A 17,334-nucleotide genomic window follows, 5' to 3' on the forward strand; every position below is an offset into this window, starting at 1 on the left:
CCGCCACATTGGCCCCGGCCCGCCGGCAGATATCCGCCACACTGGCGGCATGGTAGCCCTTTTCCGCGAAAACCCGGCAGGCCGCGGTTAAAATTCGCCGGCGTTTTTCTATGCCATCTTTCCTCTGCACCATCGCCTCGGATCCCTCTCTTTTTCCTTGACATAATTATCTAAGTTATCTATCTAATATCTCTATCTTAAATGGATGTTTAAGTTATTTCCTTGAAATTGTCAAATATTTTTCATCAAACTCTTGGAGCGCTAAGACTATGATCAGGATAACCAGTTCCAGTTTTCGCCAAATTGAAATATTCCCTATTCCTTTTGGACAATTATTTCAACGATGGCGGGCAAACCATACCGCCGGCACCAGGGGTCATTACTTCCTGTCCCTTACTCTGATACTTTTCCTTACTTTTTTTGCCTCGCCCCTGTTTGCCGACCCTTCCGGCCGCAAAGCCGGGCCACCGCCCCTGGTTAAGGTTGCGGTTATCAGCGAGGAAAACGTCAATCCACCGACGGAATACGTAGGGCATGTGGAAGCAATCCAGCAGGTTGACCTTCGCGCCCGGGTGGAAGGATTCATCGAACAGGTAAAATTCAAGGAAGGAGACAGAGTCACGGCCGGTGATGGGCTGTATATTATTGAGCCGGCACACTACAAGGCCAAAGTCAATGTCTGCAGGGCACAGGTTGCCCGGGCCGAGGCCATCCTGCAAAAAAACAGCCAGCAGCTTCAGCGCCTGCGGGCTGCCCGGCCTGAAAGTATACGGGCCACCGACATGGATAATGCCATCGCCGAAGAGTTGCAGGCAAAAGCAGAACTGGAGGAAACAAAAGCCAACCTGGTCAGGGCTGAACTCGACCTGGATTATACTCTCATCAAGGCGCCGATCAGCGGGCGCATCGGCCGCACTGCCTACACCAAAGGAAACCTGGTAAATCTTTCCTCCGGTCCCCTGGCCCGCATCGTTCAGCTTGATCCCATCCGGGTCGTCTATCCCGTCAGTGAAAACGATCTGCCGGCAATCCAGACAGCCCTGCATGACGCAAAAAAAAACAATGGGAATCCCCTGCTGCAGCCACACATCCGGCTGGGAAATGGAGAGACTTACCAGGAAAACGGCCGGGTTGATTTTGTTGACAACCAGGTGGATATCAACACCGGTACTATCTCGGTCTGGGCCCGGTTTAACAATCATGAAGAGCTGCTGTTGCCGGGTCAGTATGTAACCGCCCTGATCAGCAGGAAACAGCCGAATATTCTGCCTGTTGTTCCCCAGGCCGCGGTTATCATTGACCAGCAGGGTCACTCGGTATTGGTGGTGGACAACCAAAACAAAGTCTCAAAACGTTTGATCACCACCGGCAGGGCAACTGCTACCAAATGGTCGGTTTTATCCGGGCTGAAGACGGGTGAGAAAGTTATCATCCAGGGAATCCAGAAAGTCAAACCGGGTCAGATCGTGCGGATCGACACCGACAAACCAGCGGCCGGAACCAAGGAGCAATAAGAGATGTTCTCACGGATTTTCATCAACCGGCCCCGTTTGGCAGCAGTAGTTTCAATTGTCATTACTATCGCCGGGTTGATAGCCCTGTTCAATATCCCGGTAGCCCAGTATCCGCAGATCACCCCGCCGGAGATCAGGGTCAGTGCCGTCTATCCCGGGGCCAGTGCCCAGGTGCTGGCCGATACGGTAGCCGCTCCGATTGAAAAGGAGGTAAACGGCGTTGAAGATATGCTCTACATGTCATCAAGCTGTTCCAATTCCGGTGTCTACTCCCTCAGGGTTACTTTCGCGGTGGGGACCAACCCTGACATTGACCAGGTAAACCTGCAGAATCGGGTCCAACTGGCTATTCCCAAGCTGCCCCGGGAAGTAGTAAACCAGGGAATAAATGTGCGTCGGCGTTCCAGCGATATGATGGCGGCTATCAGTTTTTATTCCCCCGGCAAAAGCCGTGATATGCTTTTTTTGAGCAACTATGTCAGTGACAACGTCAAGGATGCCCTGGTTCGCCTGCGGGGGGTCAGCGACGTCTATATCTTTGGCGAAAAAGAATACAGCATCCGCATCTGGATGAATCCGGAAAGGCTGACCGCTCTGAAGATGACCGCTGATGATGTAATCAACGCTATCCGCCAGCAGAATATCCAGGCAGCGGTTGGCTCAATCGGCAGGGAGCCGACAACTGCCGGCCAACAGGTTCAATATACCCTGCGGGCCAAGGGCCGACTGAACGATATTGAAGATTATAAAAATATTGTTATCCGCCGCAATATTCAAGGCGGGCTGGTGCGGGTTCGTGATATAGCCAGAGTGGAACTGGCCGCCAAATCCTACAGCCACCAGTCCACTTTAAATGGCAGTCCGGCAGCAACCATTGCCGTTTATCGCTCTACTGGTGCCAATGCCCTGAATACCATGGAACAGGTCAGGGATGAACTTGAGCGCCTGAAAAAACGGATGCCGGAAGACATACAGTATCAAATTATACTTGATACTACCAAATATGTCTCAGCCGCCATTCATGAAATAGAGTGGACCTTAGGCATCACTTTCCTGCTGGTGCTGCTGGTAAACTATGTCTTTCTCCAGGACTGGCGGGCCACCCTGGTACCCACGGTTACCATCCCGGTTTCGCTCATCGGCACCTTCGCGGTGCTGCTGGCTTTAGGATACAATGCCAACACCCTTTCCCTTTTTGCCCTGATCATGGCCATCGGCATCGTTGTCGATGATGCCATCGTCGTGGTGGAAAATGTCTGCCGGCTCATACAGGACGAAAACCTCCAACCAAAAGAGGCTGCCATCCGGTCCATGGGTCAGGTTACCGGTCCAATCATTGCCACCACCCTGGTCCTGCTGGCCGTCTTCGTGCCGGTTGGATTCATGCCCGGAATTACCGGCAAACTTTACAAACAGTTTTCGGTCACCATCTGCACCGCAGTGCTGATATCAACCATTTGTGCTCTCACCCTGAGCCCGGCCATGTGCGCCGTTCTGCTGCGGAAACCAAGGATTGCTCGCCATGGCCCCCTGTTCTGGTTTAATCAAGCTCTGGAAAAATTCCGCAATGCTTATATAATCGGCACCGCTTTTCTGCTTCGTCATCTGGTAATTAGTTTACTGCTTTTTATCACTGTTATCGGCAGCACCTGGTATCTCTTTTCCACCCGCCCCACCAGTTTCCTGCCCCAGGAAGACCAGGGATATTTTTTCATAGACGTGCAACTCCCGGAAGCTTCCTCCCTGGGACGAACCAACCAGGTTATGGAAAAAATCACGGGAGAGCTCAAAAAGATGGGCGGCATAAAGGACGTTATTGGAGTCAGTGGTTACAGCATCCTCAGTGGTGATGCTGACAATGTCGGCTTAGGCGTCATTATCCTCACCCCCTGGGACCAGCGCCGACTGCCTAATCTGCAGCTGGAAGCTATCACTGGTCAAGTCCAGAGAAAACTGGCAGGGATCTCCACGGCCAACAGTTTTGCCTTTGCCCCGCCGCCCATCAGGGGCCTGGGAAGTACCAGCGGCTTTGATTTCCGCCTGCTGGCCCTGGAGGGTCAAAGTCCCCAGGAACTTTCCGGGGTAACCATGGCGCTGATGATCGCCGCCAACCAGGATCCAGCCCTGACCCGGGTCTTTTCCACCTATACGGCCAATACTCCGCAGATATTCGTCAACATCAACCGCACCCGGGCAGAATATCTGCAAATACCGGTCAGTCGCATATTTTCCACCTTGCAGGCTCAGTTGGGTTCAATTTATGTAAATGACTTCAACCTGCACGGCCATACCTATCAGGTCAAAGTGCAGGCTGACGCCTCCTATCGCGACGCCCTTGCTGACATTAAGCGGCTCTACATCCGCAGTGATGATGGAAACATGGTGCCGATGACCAGCCTGGCAACCCTGTCCATGATCCTCGGACCACAGAGCGTCAAACGTTATAACCAGTATGCCAGTGCAAGGTTTAACGGCAAAGCCGCACCCGGCTTTGCATCAGGTCAGGCCATGGCGGCCATGGAACATCTGGCGGCCAGAATATTGCCGCCGGGTTTCAGTTATGACTGGTCATCCATGTCCCTGCAGGAACGAACCGCCGGCGGGCAGGTAGCAATACTTTTTGTCCTGGCCCTGCTCTTTGGCTACCTTTTCCTGGTGGGACAATATGAAAGCTGGAATATCCCCCTGTCCATCATCTTTTCAATCCCGGTAGCGACATTGGGAGCATTATTCGGCCTATGGATAACCCACCTGCCACTGAGTATCTATGCCCAGATCGGACTGGTACTACTGGTAGGGCTGGCAGCCAAAAACGCCATCCTCATCGTCGAATTTTCCAAAGATAGGCGGGAACAGGGATTATCCACTTATAAAGCGGCCATTGAGGGAGCACAAATCCGTTTTCGGCCAGTACTGATGACCGCCTTTACCTTTATTCTGGGGGTCTCCCCCATGGTGATCGCCACCGGTGCCGGTGCCGGCAGTCGCCGGGCCATAGGCACCACGGTTTTTTCCGGCATGCTCGCCTCTGCCACGCTTGGTATTTTCATGATCCCGGTCCTCTACTATATCTTTCAGCAGGCCCGGGAAAAAGGAAATGCCTGGAGAACAGGTAAAAAGAGAGGACGCTAAATTACCAAACCTTTCAGGTTTCCGTAACTAAAAAAGGTTATCGGACAACAGTGATGTAGGATTAAATTACCATGAAATATCCAGCTTTCGAACACTTTCACCAAAAATTGCCCATCAATAAAAAAAGTTTTTACCGATCCGTCCTGCCGGCCCTGATTATTACCTTATTTCTCAGCGGCTGTTTCGCGGTGGGTCCCGACTATACCCGGGTCAAGCCCGATGCCCCAAAGGCATGGCACACTACGATGGAAGGCGGGCTTTCCGACACTCAAATGACCCCTGAAGCCCTGTCACAATGGTGGAGGATATTGGGTGACCCCCAGCTTGAAAGCCTCGAAAAACGGGCGGTCCAGGGAAACCTGGAGCTTAAAAATGCCCGGGCCAGAATCCGTGAAGCCCGAGCTCTGCGGGGAATCAGCAAAGCGAGACTTTTCCCCGGCATCGATGCTGTCGGTTCCATAACTGACCATCGCAGCAGTGAAAACAATGGTCTGGGACATGAAAATAAATTGTATACGGCCGGCTTTGACGCCGGTTGGGAACTGGATATTTTCGGGGGAATCCGAAGGGGCATCGAAGCCGCGCAGGCTGAAATGGAAAGCAGCGAGGAAGATCTGCACGACGTTTTGGTCAGCCTGCTGGCTGAAGTGGCACTGAACTACGTAGACGCACGGACCTATCAGGCCCGACTGGCGGCAACAAAAGGAAATATCGCCGTTCAAGAGGAAACCTATAAATTAAATTTTTCCCTCCGACAGGCAGGACTCATTGATGAACTGGCCCTGGAACAATCCCTTTACAATCTTGAACATTCCCGCTCCCAGATCCCTGGCTTGCAGACCGGCCTGGAAGCAGCCAAAAATCGGCTGGCAGTCCTGCTGGGCAAAAAACCCGGGGCCGTGCATCCGGAACTGGCTGAGGAAAAATCTATCCCGGCAATCCCGGTATCAGTAGCTGTCGGCATCCCGGCCGAAACCCTTCGTCACCGGCCGGATGTCCGCCGGGCCGAGCGTGATCTGGCTGCCGCCACAGCCCGCATCGGGGTAGCTACCGCGGATCTCTATCCGAAATTTCGTTTAAACGGCACCATCGGGTTGGAATCAATTTCCTCCGGCAACTTCTGGCAATGGGCCAGCCGCAGCCATAGTTTTGGCCCCGGCGTCTCCTGGAATATTTTTGATGCCGGCGCCATCCGCCGGAATATCGAGGTACAGAACGCCCGCCAGGAACAGGCCCTGATCAACTATGAAGCTAGCGTGCTTCAAGCCCAGGAAGAAGTGGAAAATGCTCTGGTAGCTTATGCCAAAGAACAGCAACGGCGGAAATCACTCGATAAAGCTACTGCCGCGGCTAAACGAGCTGACCTGCTGGCCAGGGACCAGTACCAGGCGGGCCTGGTGGATTTCAACGATGTCCTTGATGCCCAGCGTTCCCTGCTTTCCTTCCAGGATGAACTGGCCCAAAGCAGCGGGGTGGTAACCACCAACCTGATTCGTCTCTACAAGGCTCTTGGCGGCGGCTGGACTGCTTTTGACCCGACTGCAGCTGCTGGACAAAAAACAGGTTTGAAAACCGGGGGTGAAGAAAAACCATGATGAAATGCGATAAATGCCAGCTGGAATGTAATAATGATGAGCTGATTGAATATGGCAGTCAACGACTTTGTGAGGACTGCTACATGGATAGCGTCTCACCGCTGAAACCTTGCGACCCCTGGGCGGTTCACTCGGCAAAACAGGAAAGTAGAAAAACCGAGGTTCATTTACTTCCGATCCAAGAAAAGATGCTGAAAGTTATTGAAACCAGGAAAGCAATATTACCCGATCTCCTGGCCGAACTGCTGGATATTACCCCCCGCGAACTGCAGCGAAATTTTGCCATCCTCAGACACATGGAACTCTTGCGTGGCTTCAAAGGAAAAGACGGCAAGGTATATTGGACGCTGTTTAAGTCATAGTTGCCGTACTGCCTTTCATGTAAAAACATCCTGCTGAGTATAAAAACTTCATCGAAAGTCATACCGATCGAGTACTTTTCGGTTCTGATGCCATCATTGACTGGACGGCCTTAATCTTAGCCAAATTTTTCGGCTTTGCGTTTTCTATGAGGACCATTACCGGCATCGGATAAATCATCTACACAAATAAAAAATCGAGCACGATCGAATGGGGAAAAGGTTATAATGAAAAACATAAAAGAATTCTTTCAAAAAAAGGACCAATTTGCCAAATATATAGGGATTGAATTAATGGAAGCAGCTGAGGGAAAAGCAAAAGTTCGCTTAAAAATCAAGGATCACCATCTTAACGGGGTCAATATGGTTCATGGAGGTGCTATCTTTTCTCTGGCCGACTTTGCTTTTGCGGTTGCATCAAACTCTCACGGCACTCTTGCCCTGGGGATCAATGCCAACATTTCATATGTAAAATCAGCTAAGGATGGCATATTGACCGCTGAGGCCATGGAAGTAGCAAAAAATTCAAAACTCGCCACCTATCAGATAAATATTACCAATGAAAAAGATGAGCTCATTGCCGTCTTCCAAGGTACAGTTTATCGAAAAAAAGAAGTTATAGATGAAGGGAAATAAAATCAATTAGTTAGCATTAAATCATTTGGAAGTGATCTAAAAACAAAAAAGGAAAGACAAATAATGCCTTTTACTGACATATATGGCAGAGAAATTTATTATGAAATACATGGTGATGGTGATCCCATTGTCCTGCTGCACCATGGTTTTGGCTGCACAAAAATATGGAAAGATATCTACCAGCCATTGGTGGATAATGGTTACCAGATCATCATTTATGACCGGCGTGGCTATGGGAAATCAGATGGAGGAGATGATTTCAAGAAATTGTATGTGAGCGATACCTTCCGTTCCGAAAGCATCGCGGAATTGGATCACCTCATGAATTTTCTCTCCATCACTTCTTTTCATCTCATCGGCCAGTGCGAAGGAGGAGTTATAGCGATAGACTATACGGTTCAATTTCCGGACCGGGTAAAAACTGTTGTCACCTCAAGTACCCTGTGCTACAGCAAGGTACCAATGTCTGTTTTCAATGCCGATAAATTCCCCCACTCTTTCAATGAATTAGAACCTGCCTTGCGGGAAAAATTGATCAGCTGGCATGGCAAAGATCACGCCGAACCATTTTACAATCAATTCAGAAAGTACGGCGGCGCCTATGGCAAAGATATCTTTGACCTGCGTCCGACATTACCAAACGTAATCTGTCCGTCCCTGGTGCTCTATCCTGATCGGAGCTTTCTCTTCGAAGTGGAACAGGGGGTGGACTTTTATCGCCATCTTGCCGCTGGCGAGCTGGCGGTACTCCCGAAATGCGGCCATAACACCTATGAGCATCAACCGAAAGCATATGTCCGCCATGTGCTTGATTTTCTCAAAAGGCATCACTATTGATAGATTCATAACAACTTTCAAAATCCCTTGAAAACCAACTCTATTGACAATTCATTCCATAGGGGGAAAACCAGACATGAATAATAACATGTGGAAAAATCTAGACGTTCTTTTCAATCCCTCTTCCGTCGCGATCATCGGCGCTTCGGATAATCCCGCCAAGCTCGGATTTCATGTCATGAAAAGCCTGACCCAAGGAGGATTTGCAGGCCGGATCATTCCTATCAATCCGGGCGCCCGGGAAATTATGAGCCGAAATACCTACCCTTCCATTATTGATTACGATGGCACAATCGATCTGGCTATCGTGGTTTTGCCGGCCAAGCTGGTGCCTGGTATTTTTAGCGAATGTGCAAAAAAAGCCGTAAAAGGCATCGTCCTGATTACCGCAGGTTTCAAGGAAATCGATGATCCAGCGGGCACAAACCTTCATGGAAAAATCGCCGCCATTGCCAACGCCGCCGATATCCCGGTCATCGGCCCCAACACCTTCGGCATGATTAACTTTCACGCCCGGCTGAATGCTTCATTCACCCCGGAATTTTTCCGGCTTAAAAAAGGAAACCTCGCACTGGCCAGCCAGAGTGGTGGTATAGCCCACCTCCTCGGCTTTCTGGCCATGCGGGCGGATGTCGAGCTCAGCAAGATCATTGGCTTGGGAAACCGGCTCAATGTGGATTTTGCTGAAATAATTGATTACCTCATGGACGATGCCGATACCCGTGTCATTATGCTCTATATGGAAGGAATCGATAATCCGAAGCGATTTATAGACGCGGTCAAAAAGCACAATCATAAAAAGCCGGTCATCATTTATAAAACCGGAAGCGCGGAAAAGAGCAATCAGGCAGCCAAATCCCATACCGGTTCCATGGCCGGAAAGCCTGAAATCTATCGGGGAGCATTCAACCAGGCCGGCATTTTGGCCCTGAACAGCGCCCAGTCTCTGCTGGATACGGGCAAAGCTCTTGCCCTTGCCAAAATCCCCACCGGCAATGGAGTGGCGGTTTTATCAGGCCAGGCAGGACCGGCACTGGCAGCCTGCGACATCTGTGAAGCCAACAGCTTAAAGATTGTCAACTTTGAACCACCTACCCAGGAAAACATCAACACCTATCTTCCACCGCTGGCTTTAAGAATCAACCCGGTAGACATGGGCCCGGCATGGTATGATGCATCGGCACAAAGTGGCATTATCCGGGCGGCAATGAACGACCATCACGTAGACGCCATCCTGCTGCTCATCATGTTTGCCTCGGCCAATGCCAATCTCCTGCAGGAATTATCCGTATTTCTGACCGAATCCAGGCCGGTCAAGCCGATCATCAGTTGTATCCTCGCACCTCCCGGTGTGTGGGATGCAGACATCCGTCACCTGGAGGAATCCGGCTCCCTGGTCAATTACCCCACCCCGGAACAGGCCGCCAAGACACTGGCAAACCTGGTACAATATCGATCTCTACAGTTGCAACCAACAAGCGACATCTCAAGGATAAACAGATGCAGAAAAACCCATTAAAAACCATCATGAACCCAAAATCCATTGCCTATCTGGGCGGTTCCAATTCGCTTCAGACAATGGGCACAGCTCAGCTTATAACGCTCATTAGCGGTGGTTATCGGGGGAAGATTTATCCTGTTCACCGAAAAGAAAAAACGGTCCTGGGCCTCCAGGCCTATCCCAATATCTCATCAATAGGCAAACCCGTCGACCTTGCCGTCATCGTCATCCCCGGCAGCTCCATTGCCGATGAAGCCGATCACTGCGGTCTTGATGTGCCCCTCTTTTCCCCGGCTCTTCAGGAAAAAATAAAGGACAAAAACAGACGTGAATCCAGCGAGGTAGAAACGGATGAACATAATCAATGAAGCCATAAAAAAGGGACATACTTCACTCTCTGAATTTGAAGCCAAGCAGCTGCTGGCTGCCTACCAGATCCCGGTAACCCGGGAAGCACTGGTGGAAAAAGAGGAAAACCTGCTTGCAGTCGCTGCAACTATCGGCTATCCTCTGGTGTTAAAAGGCTGTTCAGCGGAAATAGCCCACAAGACTGAAAAGGACCTTATCCACGTAGACATCAGAAATGACCATGAAGCATTGGCCGCTTTTAAAGATATCTCCGCGAGCATGAAACCAGGAAAAGCATCTGTTCTGGTTCAGGAAATGGTTCAGGGAAAACGGGAACTAATGGCGGGCTTGACCCGCGATGCACAGTTCGGTCCCTGTGTCATGTTCGGACTCGGAGGCATATTCACTGAAATATTAAAAGACATCTCTTTTCGCGTCGCTCCCCTTGAGAAGTTCGATGCCCTGGAGATGATGCAGGAAATCAGAGGACATAGAATTTTAGCCGCTGTCCGGGGACTGGAAGCCGTGGAAGTGGACACATTGACCGATATTCTGATCAATCTTGGCCGCATAGGCCTGGAACATCAGCAGATAAAAGAGATTGACATCAATCCGATAATCATCTCCGGGGCCAGCCCGGTGGTGGTTGATGCCCTGGTAATACTGGCCTAAGTCGAGCTGTTAGCGGTTAGCTCTTAGCATTTAGCGGAAAGAAATTTACAAGGATGTTCCGGCATGGCTCTCGCTCATTCTCGCCGGCCGTCCATGGCCGGCTTGTGAGGACACCGCTAAAGCAATGTCCCCGATTGTCCGCCGGAATCACATCGTGTGATTCGTTCGGCGGCCAATACCGCTATGAGCCAAGCCCGAACATCCGGTAATTATGTCCCCGGCAACGCAAGTCAGAAAGTTGAGCTAATAGCTAACGGCTAAAAGCTAATCGCTCAATTCAGGACTGGATAAGGATCAAGAATAACTGCTGGAAATATGTCAAGGTACAAAAGTACCTTGTACCGGAAAGGAAAATCACTTGACCAATAAACAGAATAACTATCCGCCGGCACGGCTGGCCTGGAGCATGTGGGGACTGGGAGCGGCATTGTATTTGATCGGATTCTACCAGCGGGTGGCGCCCGCAGTGATGACCGGTGAATTGATGAAAGACTTTGCCATCAGTGCCGCCGGGCTGGGAAATCTTTCAGCCTTTTATTTCTACAGCTATGTCGCCATGCAGACCCCCACCGGCATTCTTGCCGATCGCTTAGGCCCGCGTCGACTACTCAGCATGGGTGCTTTGGTAGCCGGCATCGGCGGACTGATTTTTGGCCTGGCCCCGTCCATGGCCTGGGCCAGCCTGGGGCGATTACTGATCGGTGGTTCGGTAGCCGTGGCTTTCGTCGGCTTGCTGAAGCTGGCCAGCCACTGGTTTGCACCGCGCCAGTTTGCCCTGGCCTCCGGCATGGCCCTTTTCTGCGGCATTATCGGCGCGGTTTTTGCCGGTGTACCCTTGCGCTTGCTGGTTAATGTGGTTGGCTGGCGGCCGGTAATGACAGTTTCAGCCCTCGTCACCCTGGTAGCAGCAATAGCCATCTGGTGGTTTGTCCGAGATGACCCAGGAGAAAAAGGCTACCAAAGCTACAGCCCGACCACGGCTGGAACAACCAGTCAATATTCAATTATTGCCGGCATCAAAAAGATTTTCCGCTATCGCAACACCTGGCTTTTATGCTTGATTCCCGGCGGGGTTGTCGGCTGTATTCTGTCTTTTTCCGGCCTCTGGGGAGTTCCCTTCCTCACTACCCATTACGGACTTCTACCAGCCAAGGCGGCAGCGCTTAATTCGGCCATGCTGGTAGCCTGGGCGATTGGAGGCCCCCTGTGCGGCGGGCTGTCTGACCGCATAGGATTGCGCAAACCCTTATATGTGGTTTGCAATATAACCCTGGTAATAGTCTGGTCCATAATTATTTTTGTCCCATCTTTGCCGCTGCCATTGTTGACCGGCCTTATATTATTTGCCGGTCTGGCCTCCGGCGGCATGATTATCGGTTTTGCCTTCATCAAAGAATCGGTCCCTGCTGATCTTGGTGGTACGGCTTCCGGAATTCTCAATATGGGGGTAATGGCCGGCCCAATGATTTTACAGCCGGCAATCGGCTTGATTCTGGATTTACAATGGCATGGAGAGCTGTTAAACGGAATTAAGATTTACAGTTTCGGTGCCTACCGGTTTGGTTTTTCATTAATGCTGGCCTGGGCGGTATTAAGCGCCGTGCTGATTCTCTTCACCAAAGAGACCTATTGCCGTCAGATGACTTAAGACGGCCTTATATGGATAATCAGGATGAACCAGCAAGAAAAACAAACCAATATACAACATCGACTGGGATTGAACCAGCAGGCCAAACGAAATAAACGGCTGAAAATCGTAACTGTCATTCTTGTTGCTCTGCTGCTGACATTGATTGGAACCAATTTCCTTGCAACCCGCGGCAGCCGTACCCCGGTCAGTTACCGGAGCCAAAAAGCGGCAAAAGGCAACCTGACGATCACCGTAACTGCCACCGGCACCCTTGAGCCTACCAACCAGGTTGATGTGGGGGTTGAGGTCTCTGGAACCATAGAAACGGTAGAAGTGGACTTTAACGACCAGGTGAAGGAGGGGCAGGTCCTGACCCGGCTTGACACCTCCAAGCTGCAGGCCCAAGTACTGCAGGCCAAGGCAGCCCTGACAGCAGCCCGGGCCCGGGTTTTAAGAACCAGGGTGGATATCAGGCAGACCGGCATAAAACTTGGTCAACTGCAGCAGGCCAGGGAAGCCAGCGGTGGCAGGATTCCTTCACAGGTTGAGATGGATGCGGCCGAAGCAGCCCTGGACAGGGCAAAGGCCGATGAGGCCAGCACCCTGGCAGAGGTTTCCAAAACCCAGGCAGAGCTGGAATTCAACCAGACAAATCTTTCCAAAGCCATCATTACCTCACCCATCAGCGGTATCATCCTCAACCGCCGGGTGGAACCCGGGCAGACCGTAGCCGCCTCCCTGCAGACCCCGGTACTCTTCACCATTGCCGAAGATCTGAGTCACATGGAACTGCATGTAGCGGTCGATGAAGCTGATGTGGGGCAGGTAAAAGAGGGACAGGAAGCAGAATTTAGCGTTGACGCCTACCCAGAGCAAACTTTTCCGGCCCGGGTGGCGGAGCTACGTTTTTCCCCGAAGACTGTCGAGGGAGTAGTCACCTATGAAACGGTGCTCAAAGTTGACAACCCCAAACTCATTCTCATGCCCGGAATGACAGCCACCGCGGATATCGTGGTGCAAAAGCTGAGAAACATCCTGCTCATCCCCAATACGGCTTTGCGCTTTTCTCCACCGCGAAATAACCAGCCAAGGATAAAAAAGAAAAATCGCGGCATGTTGGGGGCCCTTCTTCCCCAGCGCAAAAGGCCGGCAGCAGCTGAAAAAGAAGGGAATAAGATGACGAAAAATCAACGGCGGATCTGGACCCTGCGCCAGGGGAAACCCGTCCCCCTCATCATTACCACTGGTGTAACTGATGGACAGATGACTGAAGTTCTGGCCGGAGATATCGTCCCCGGGATGGAGCTGCTTACCGATATCGTAGCCAAAGAGAAATGAACAAATCAGATGATCTCAGCCAGCCGCTTATCGTGATGAAAGACGTTACCAGGATCTACGGCAGCGGTCAGGCATCAATGCAGGCCCTGAAGGGGATCACTCTGACAATTTCCGCCGGTGAGTTTGTTGCGGTTATGGGGGCCAGCGGCTCGGGAAAATCCACCTGCCTCAACATCCTCGGCTGTCTCGATATCCCAACTTCGGGAACTTATCTCTTCCAGGGGATTGCCGTCGAAGACCTGACCCGCAACCAGCGGGCTCTGCTGCGCCGTTATTACCTGGGCTTTGTTTTTCAGGGATATAATCTTCTGAACCGGACAAGCGCCCTGGAAAATGTCGAACTACCGCTGGTCTATCGCAAGATTCCGGCAGCCAGGAGACGCCAAACCGCCCTGGAAGCATTGGAAGCTGTGGGACTGCAGGACTGGCAGGCCCATACCCCGGGGGAACTCTCCGGCGGCCAGCAGCAGCGTGTGGCCATTGCCCGGGCCATTGTCAGCAACCCCGATATCCTGCTGGCCGATGAGCCCACCGGCAACCTGGATACTGAACGCAGCCTTGAAATCATGGAATTGCTCTCAGGCCTTAACCGGGAACGCAGTTTAACCATAGTTATGGTTACCCATGAACCTGAAATGGCAACCTATGCAACCCGGAAGATTCATTTTAAGGACGGACTGGTGAAAGACACACCCGGAAAGGAAAAAGCATAATGCTGTGGAATGCCCTGGTACTGGCCTTGCGGGAAATCCGCCGCAATCTCATGCGGTCGTTTTTGACCTCGCTGGGAATTATCATCGGCGTAGCCGCGGTCATTACCATGGTAACCCTGGGCAACGGCGCCACCGCCAAGGTAAAAGCTCAAATTGCCAGCCTGGGAACCAATCTTCTGCAGCTGCGGGCCGGCCAGGACTACGGCCACGGCGGCATCAGGGAATCGGCAAAGCTGTTCAAGCTGGCGGATGCCGAGGCCATTATAAGAGAAATTTCCGGGGTGGAAGCTGTAGCCCCCATGGCGATGATCCCCACCCAGGCCATTTACGGCAACCGCAACTGGTCTTCAACCATTACCGGCAGCACCAATGGTTTCATCGCCACCCGTGACTGGCCGGTCAACCGGGGAAGGCGGTTCAGCCCGGGGGAAACCAGGGCCGGGGAATCAGTCTGCCTGCTGGGCAGCACGGTAGCAAGAGAGCTTTTTGGCGCTGAAAATCCGCTGGGCAGTACCATCAGGCTCAAAAAGCTGGTTTTTAAAGTTATCGGGGTTCTGGCTTCAAAAGGGGAATCATCATTCGGCACTGACCGGGATGATTTCATCCTTATCCCTATCCGCACCTTCCAACGGCGAATTGCCGGCAATACCGATGTGACCCGGGTTTATATCTCGGTACTTGATGGATTCTCCATTGATCGGGTCAAAAATGATATTGCCCGACTGATGCGGGAGCGACGCCGTATGCGGGAGGGCGAAGATAATGACTTCTATATCAGGGATATGCGGGAAATCTCCCAGGTACTTTCCGGAACCACGTCTGTCCTCACCTCCCTGCTGGGTGCCATTGCGGCGGTGAGTCTGCTGGTCGGCGGCATCGGCATCATGAATATCATGCTGGTATCGGTCACTGAACGTACCAGGGAAATCGGCACCCGATTGGCTATCGGCGCCCTGGCCCGTGAAGTACTGCTGCAGTTTCTGGTTGAGGCAGTCATGCTGTCGTCACTTGGTGGCATCACCGGCATCCTCCTGGCCCTGACGGCTTCGGCCATTCTTGCCAAAATACTGCTGGTACCCCTGGTCATCAATCCGGGAATCATCATTCTGTCCTTCGGCTTTTCCGCCGCCATCGGCGTCTTCTTTGGCTTTTTCCCAGCCCGCAATGCCGCCCGCCTTGATCCCATTGAAGCCCTGAGACACGAATAAGGTTCATAATTCAATTATTATCCCAGATTTTCCATCTCTGCCAGCAGTAGATAACATTCCCCCCACTTTCTAAGGGCCCTCTCAAAAATAACTTCACATTTTGGCATCTCATCTTCAGGCTGTCTTTGCACGATCCTCAATCACAAAGTCCTCAAAATAGCTCACTATTCCTGCGGCTTTGCTCAATCGGATCGCACAAATCAAACCCAAATCTGAGCGCCAATTCTGCGAACTTATTTTTGAGAGAACCCTAAGCATGACTACACAGGACTTACACCGCATCTCGCTACGTACTCTCATTCAATCTGCTATAGACCTTCTTCATCATTAATTCCCGGACCAATGAACCGAAGGCCTTGTCTTCCAGTACCTTTTCAAAGATGTCCTGGTTCTGGTCCATGCGGTCAATCAGCTTGCTCAAGAACAGTTCTTAAAGGCATATCCACCCCGGAATCTTTGTATTTCGGATACGGATTCATGGCTTGCGCTCCTTGGACTTGTCCTCAAGTTGCCGGACCAGTTGGTCAAAATCTTCCTCGTCGGCCAGCCGGGCTTCAAGCTGCAAGCGGTTCCGGTAAAAGCGGTCATACTCACTTTCCGCCAGTCCCCTGGCCATCTGGTGGGAGATCTTGCCGGCATGTTCCAGGATGTTGCGGTCATTCAGGGTCAGGAAACCGTCCAGCTTGGTGATCCAGTCGGCCATATGCATGGAAATGTGGCGCATGGCCTGTCCCTCGGCAAAGACCAGGTACTGTTCCACCAGATTGTTCAGAGCCAGGAGTTCGTCCTCGTTTAGGTAGTTCTTGGCCACCACCACGTCCTGTTTGCGGACCTTGGAGCCGCAAAAGGATGTCAGGCCCATGTTGGGCCTGGTGTGATCGGCCCGCTGGTGGATGATCTCGGCGGCGGTCTGGCCGGTTATGGCCCAATGCATCTTGTTCTGGACGGTCTTGAAAAAGTTGATGCTGATGTCCAGGGTCGGGTCATAGTCAATGCTGGTAGCGTATATATCGGTAATTTTCCGGTAGAACCGCTTCTCCGAAGTGCGGATATCCTGGATGCGGCGGAGCAGCTCATCAAAATAGTCAAAAGGCTGGTCCGGGTTTTTCAACCGTTCATCATCCAGGACAAAACCCTTGATGATAAACTCCTTGATATGGCGGGTGGCCCATTGCCGGAAACGGGTGGCGACATGGGACTTGATCCGGTAGCCCACCGAGATGATAGCATCCAGGCTGTAGAATTTCTTTGCTCGTTTGACCTGCCGCCCCCCTTCGTTTTGAACTGTTAAGAAATCCTTAATAGTTGCCAGAGGGTCCAATTCGCCTTCCTCAAAGATATTTTTCAGGTGGAGGTTTATATTCGGCACTGTGGTCTGGAACAGTTCGGCCATGTCTTTCTGGGCGAGCCAGACGGTTCCATCCTGAAGCTGGACCTCGATCCTAGTCTGGCCGTCCTCGGACTGGTAGATCAGCATTTGCGAAGTTGCTTGCAGGGCTTTTTCGTCGCTCATGCCAACACCTTCTTTTCCAGCTCGACGGTTTCCTCTTCCAGCTTCAGGATGTCCGCCTTGATCTCAGCAAGTGGCCGCAGGGGATTGAACTCATAGAAATACTTGGTGAAACTGATCTCGTAGCCGGTCTTGATCTTGATCTCATCAATCCAGGCATCCGGGACATGGGGTTTGACTTCGCGGGGGGTGAAATGCTCCAGGATTTCCGGGACCCCGGCGGAAAAGCCATTAATGAAGTTGCGCAAGTTGGCGGCGATATTGTCCGGGTCGGCAATGAGCTTGGCAAAATCGTATTGGCTGCGGTTGTGGAAGTTAAACCCGGCTACCTTGTTCAGGGT

At 51.8% G+C, this 17,334-nt stretch carries 16 protein-coding genes; 13 read left to right on the forward strand and 3 right to left on the reverse strand.

Going from position 1 to position 17,334, the window contains the following annotated elements; translation table 11 throughout:
* Positions 1-133: TetR family transcriptional regulator (locus tag U9P07_02265; GenBank protein MEA2108231.1), on the reverse strand; the 133-nt coding region annotated here is incomplete at its 3' end.
* A 136-nt stretch (positions 134-269) separates the two neighbouring features.
* Here U9P07_02265 and U9P07_02270 point away from each other — a divergent pair.
* The 13 genes from U9P07_02270 (at position 270) to U9P07_02330 (ending at position 15,483) form a co-directional block, all read left to right on the forward strand.
* The gene (locus U9P07_02270) at positions 270-1,514 is read left to right on the forward strand and encodes an efflux RND transporter periplasmic adaptor subunit (protein MEA2108232.1); all 1,245 of its coding nucleotides are present in this window, start codon (positions 270-272) and stop codon (positions 1,512-1,514) included.
* Between the two features lie 3 nt (positions 1,515-1,517).
* Positions 1,518-4,646: a multidrug efflux RND transporter permease subunit gene (locus tag U9P07_02275; GenBank protein ID MEA2108233.1), complete on the forward strand. Its 3,129-nt coding sequence runs from the start codon at positions 1,518-1,520 to the stop codon at positions 4,644-4,646.
* A 71-nt stretch (positions 4,647-4,717) separates the two neighbouring features.
* On the forward strand, positions 4,718-6,241 hold the full coding sequence (locus U9P07_02280; GenBank protein ID MEA2108234.1) for a TolC family protein: 1,524 nt from the start codon (positions 4,718-4,720) through the stop codon (positions 6,239-6,241).
* The gene (locus U9P07_02285) at positions 6,238-6,603 is read left to right on the forward strand and encodes a hypothetical protein (protein MEA2108235.1); all 366 of its coding nucleotides are present in this window, start codon (positions 6,238-6,240) and stop codon (positions 6,601-6,603) included. Before U9P07_02280 ends, U9P07_02285 begins: the two co-directional genes overlap by 4 nt.
* Positions 6,604-6,828: 225 nt before the next feature.
* Positions 6,829-7,236: a PaaI family thioesterase gene (locus U9P07_02290; protein MEA2108236.1), complete on the forward strand. Its 408-nt coding sequence runs from the start codon at positions 6,829-6,831 to the stop codon at positions 7,234-7,236.
* A 63-nt stretch (positions 7,237-7,299) separates the two neighbouring features.
* A complete protein-coding gene (locus tag U9P07_02295; GenBank protein ID MEA2108237.1) occupies positions 7,300-8,073 on the forward strand; it encodes an alpha/beta hydrolase in 774 nt (257 codons plus the stop codon).
* A 76-nt stretch (positions 8,074-8,149) separates the two neighbouring features.
* Positions 8,150-9,592, forward strand: a complete 1,443-nt coding sequence (locus U9P07_02300) for a CoA-binding protein (GenBank protein MEA2108238.1) — start codon at positions 8,150-8,152, stop codon at positions 9,590-9,592.
* A complete protein-coding gene (locus U9P07_02305) occupies positions 9,574-9,942 on the forward strand; it encodes a CoA-binding protein (GenBank protein MEA2108239.1) in 369 nt (122 codons plus the stop codon). The genes U9P07_02300 and U9P07_02305 overlap by 19 nt, the downstream gene beginning before the upstream one ends.
* On the forward strand, positions 9,926-10,594 hold the full coding sequence (locus U9P07_02310; protein MEA2108240.1) for an acetate--CoA ligase family protein: 669 nt from the start codon (positions 9,926-9,928) through the stop codon (positions 10,592-10,594). The genes U9P07_02305 and U9P07_02310 overlap by 17 nt, the downstream gene beginning before the upstream one ends.
* A 358-nt stretch (positions 10,595-10,952) precedes the next feature.
* The gene (locus tag U9P07_02315) at positions 10,953-12,242 is read left to right on the forward strand and encodes an MFS transporter (protein MEA2108241.1); all 1,290 of its coding nucleotides are present in this window, start codon (positions 10,953-10,955) and stop codon (positions 12,240-12,242) included.
* A 24-nt stretch (positions 12,243-12,266) separates the two neighbouring features.
* A complete protein-coding gene (locus U9P07_02320; GenBank protein MEA2108242.1) occupies positions 12,267-13,562 on the forward strand; it encodes an efflux RND transporter periplasmic adaptor subunit in 1,296 nt (431 codons plus the stop codon).
* Entirely contained in the window at positions 13,559-14,275 is a 717-nt protein-coding gene (locus tag U9P07_02325) for an ABC transporter ATP-binding protein (GenBank protein MEA2108243.1), read from the forward strand. Before U9P07_02320 ends, U9P07_02325 begins: the two co-directional genes overlap by 4 nt.
* The gene (locus U9P07_02330) at positions 14,275-15,483 is read left to right on the forward strand and encodes an ABC transporter permease (protein MEA2108244.1); all 1,209 of its coding nucleotides are present in this window, start codon (positions 14,275-14,277) and stop codon (positions 15,481-15,483) included. Before U9P07_02325 ends, U9P07_02330 begins: the two co-directional genes overlap by 1 nt.
* A gap of 475 nt (positions 15,484-15,958) precedes the next feature.
* Here U9P07_02330 and U9P07_02335 read toward each other — a convergent pair whose 3' ends face one another.
* Together U9P07_02335 and U9P07_02340 are read right to left on the reverse strand one after the other, a co-directional pair.
* Positions 15,959-16,996, reverse strand: coding sequence for a virulence RhuM family protein (locus U9P07_02335; protein MEA2108245.1), 1,038 nt, complete (start codon positions 16,994-16,996; stop codon positions 15,959-15,961).
* On the reverse strand, positions 16,993-17,334 hold a 342-nt coding region (locus tag U9P07_02340; protein MEA2108246.1), incomplete at its 5' end, for a hypothetical protein. The genes U9P07_02340 and U9P07_02335, both read right to left, overlap by 4 nt.

Source organism: Pseudomonadota bacterium, from assembly GCA_034660915.1.
Classification (GTDB): Bacteria; Desulfobacterota; Anaeroferrophillalia; order Anaeroferrophillales; family Anaeroferrophillaceae; genus DQWO01.

What these genes read in the sequence shown, in the direction of transcription:
- U9P07_02325 (MEA2108243.1), top strand. Translation starts at nt 13,559, where the DNA reads ATGAACAAATCAGATGATCTCAGCCAGCCGCTTATCGTGATGAAAGAC.
- U9P07_02330 (MEA2108244.1), top strand. Translation starts at nt 14,275, where the DNA reads ATGCTGTGGAATGCCCTGGTACTGGCCTTGCGGGAAATCCGCCGCAAT.
- U9P07_02320 (MEA2108242.1), top strand. Translation starts at nt 12,267, where the DNA reads ATGAACCAGCAAGAAAAACAAACCAATATACAACATCGACTGGGATTG.
- U9P07_02270 (MEA2108232.1), top strand. Translation starts at nt 270, where the DNA reads ATGATCAGGATAACCAGTTCCAGTTTTCGCCAAATTGAAATATTCCCT.
- U9P07_02300 (MEA2108238.1), top strand. Translation starts at nt 8,150, where the DNA reads ATGAATAATAACATGTGGAAAAATCTAGACGTTCTTTTCAATCCCTCT.
- U9P07_02335 (MEA2108245.1), bottom strand. Translation starts at nt 16,996, where the DNA reads ATGAGCGACGAAAAAGCCCTGCAAGCAACTTCGCAAATGCTGATCTAC.
- U9P07_02310 (MEA2108240.1), top strand. Translation starts at nt 9,926, where the DNA reads ATGAACATAATCAATGAAGCCATAAAAAAGGGACATACTTCACTCTCT.
- U9P07_02305 (MEA2108239.1), top strand. Translation starts at nt 9,574, where the DNA reads ATGCAGAAAAACCCATTAAAAACCATCATGAACCCAAAATCCATTGCC.
- U9P07_02280 (MEA2108234.1), top strand. Translation starts at nt 4,718, where the DNA reads ATGAAATATCCAGCTTTCGAACACTTTCACCAAAAATTGCCCATCAAT.
- U9P07_02295 (MEA2108237.1), top strand. Translation starts at nt 7,300, where the DNA reads ATGCCTTTTACTGACATATATGGCAGAGAAATTTATTATGAAATACAT.
- U9P07_02275 (MEA2108233.1), top strand. Translation starts at nt 1,518, where the DNA reads ATGTTCTCACGGATTTTCATCAACCGGCCCCGTTTGGCAGCAGTAGTT.
- U9P07_02285 (MEA2108235.1), top strand. Translation starts at nt 6,238, where the DNA reads ATGATGAAATGCGATAAATGCCAGCTGGAATGTAATAATGATGAGCTG.
- U9P07_02290 (MEA2108236.1), top strand. Translation starts at nt 6,829, where the DNA reads ATGAAAAACATAAAAGAATTCTTTCAAAAAAAGGACCAATTTGCCAAA.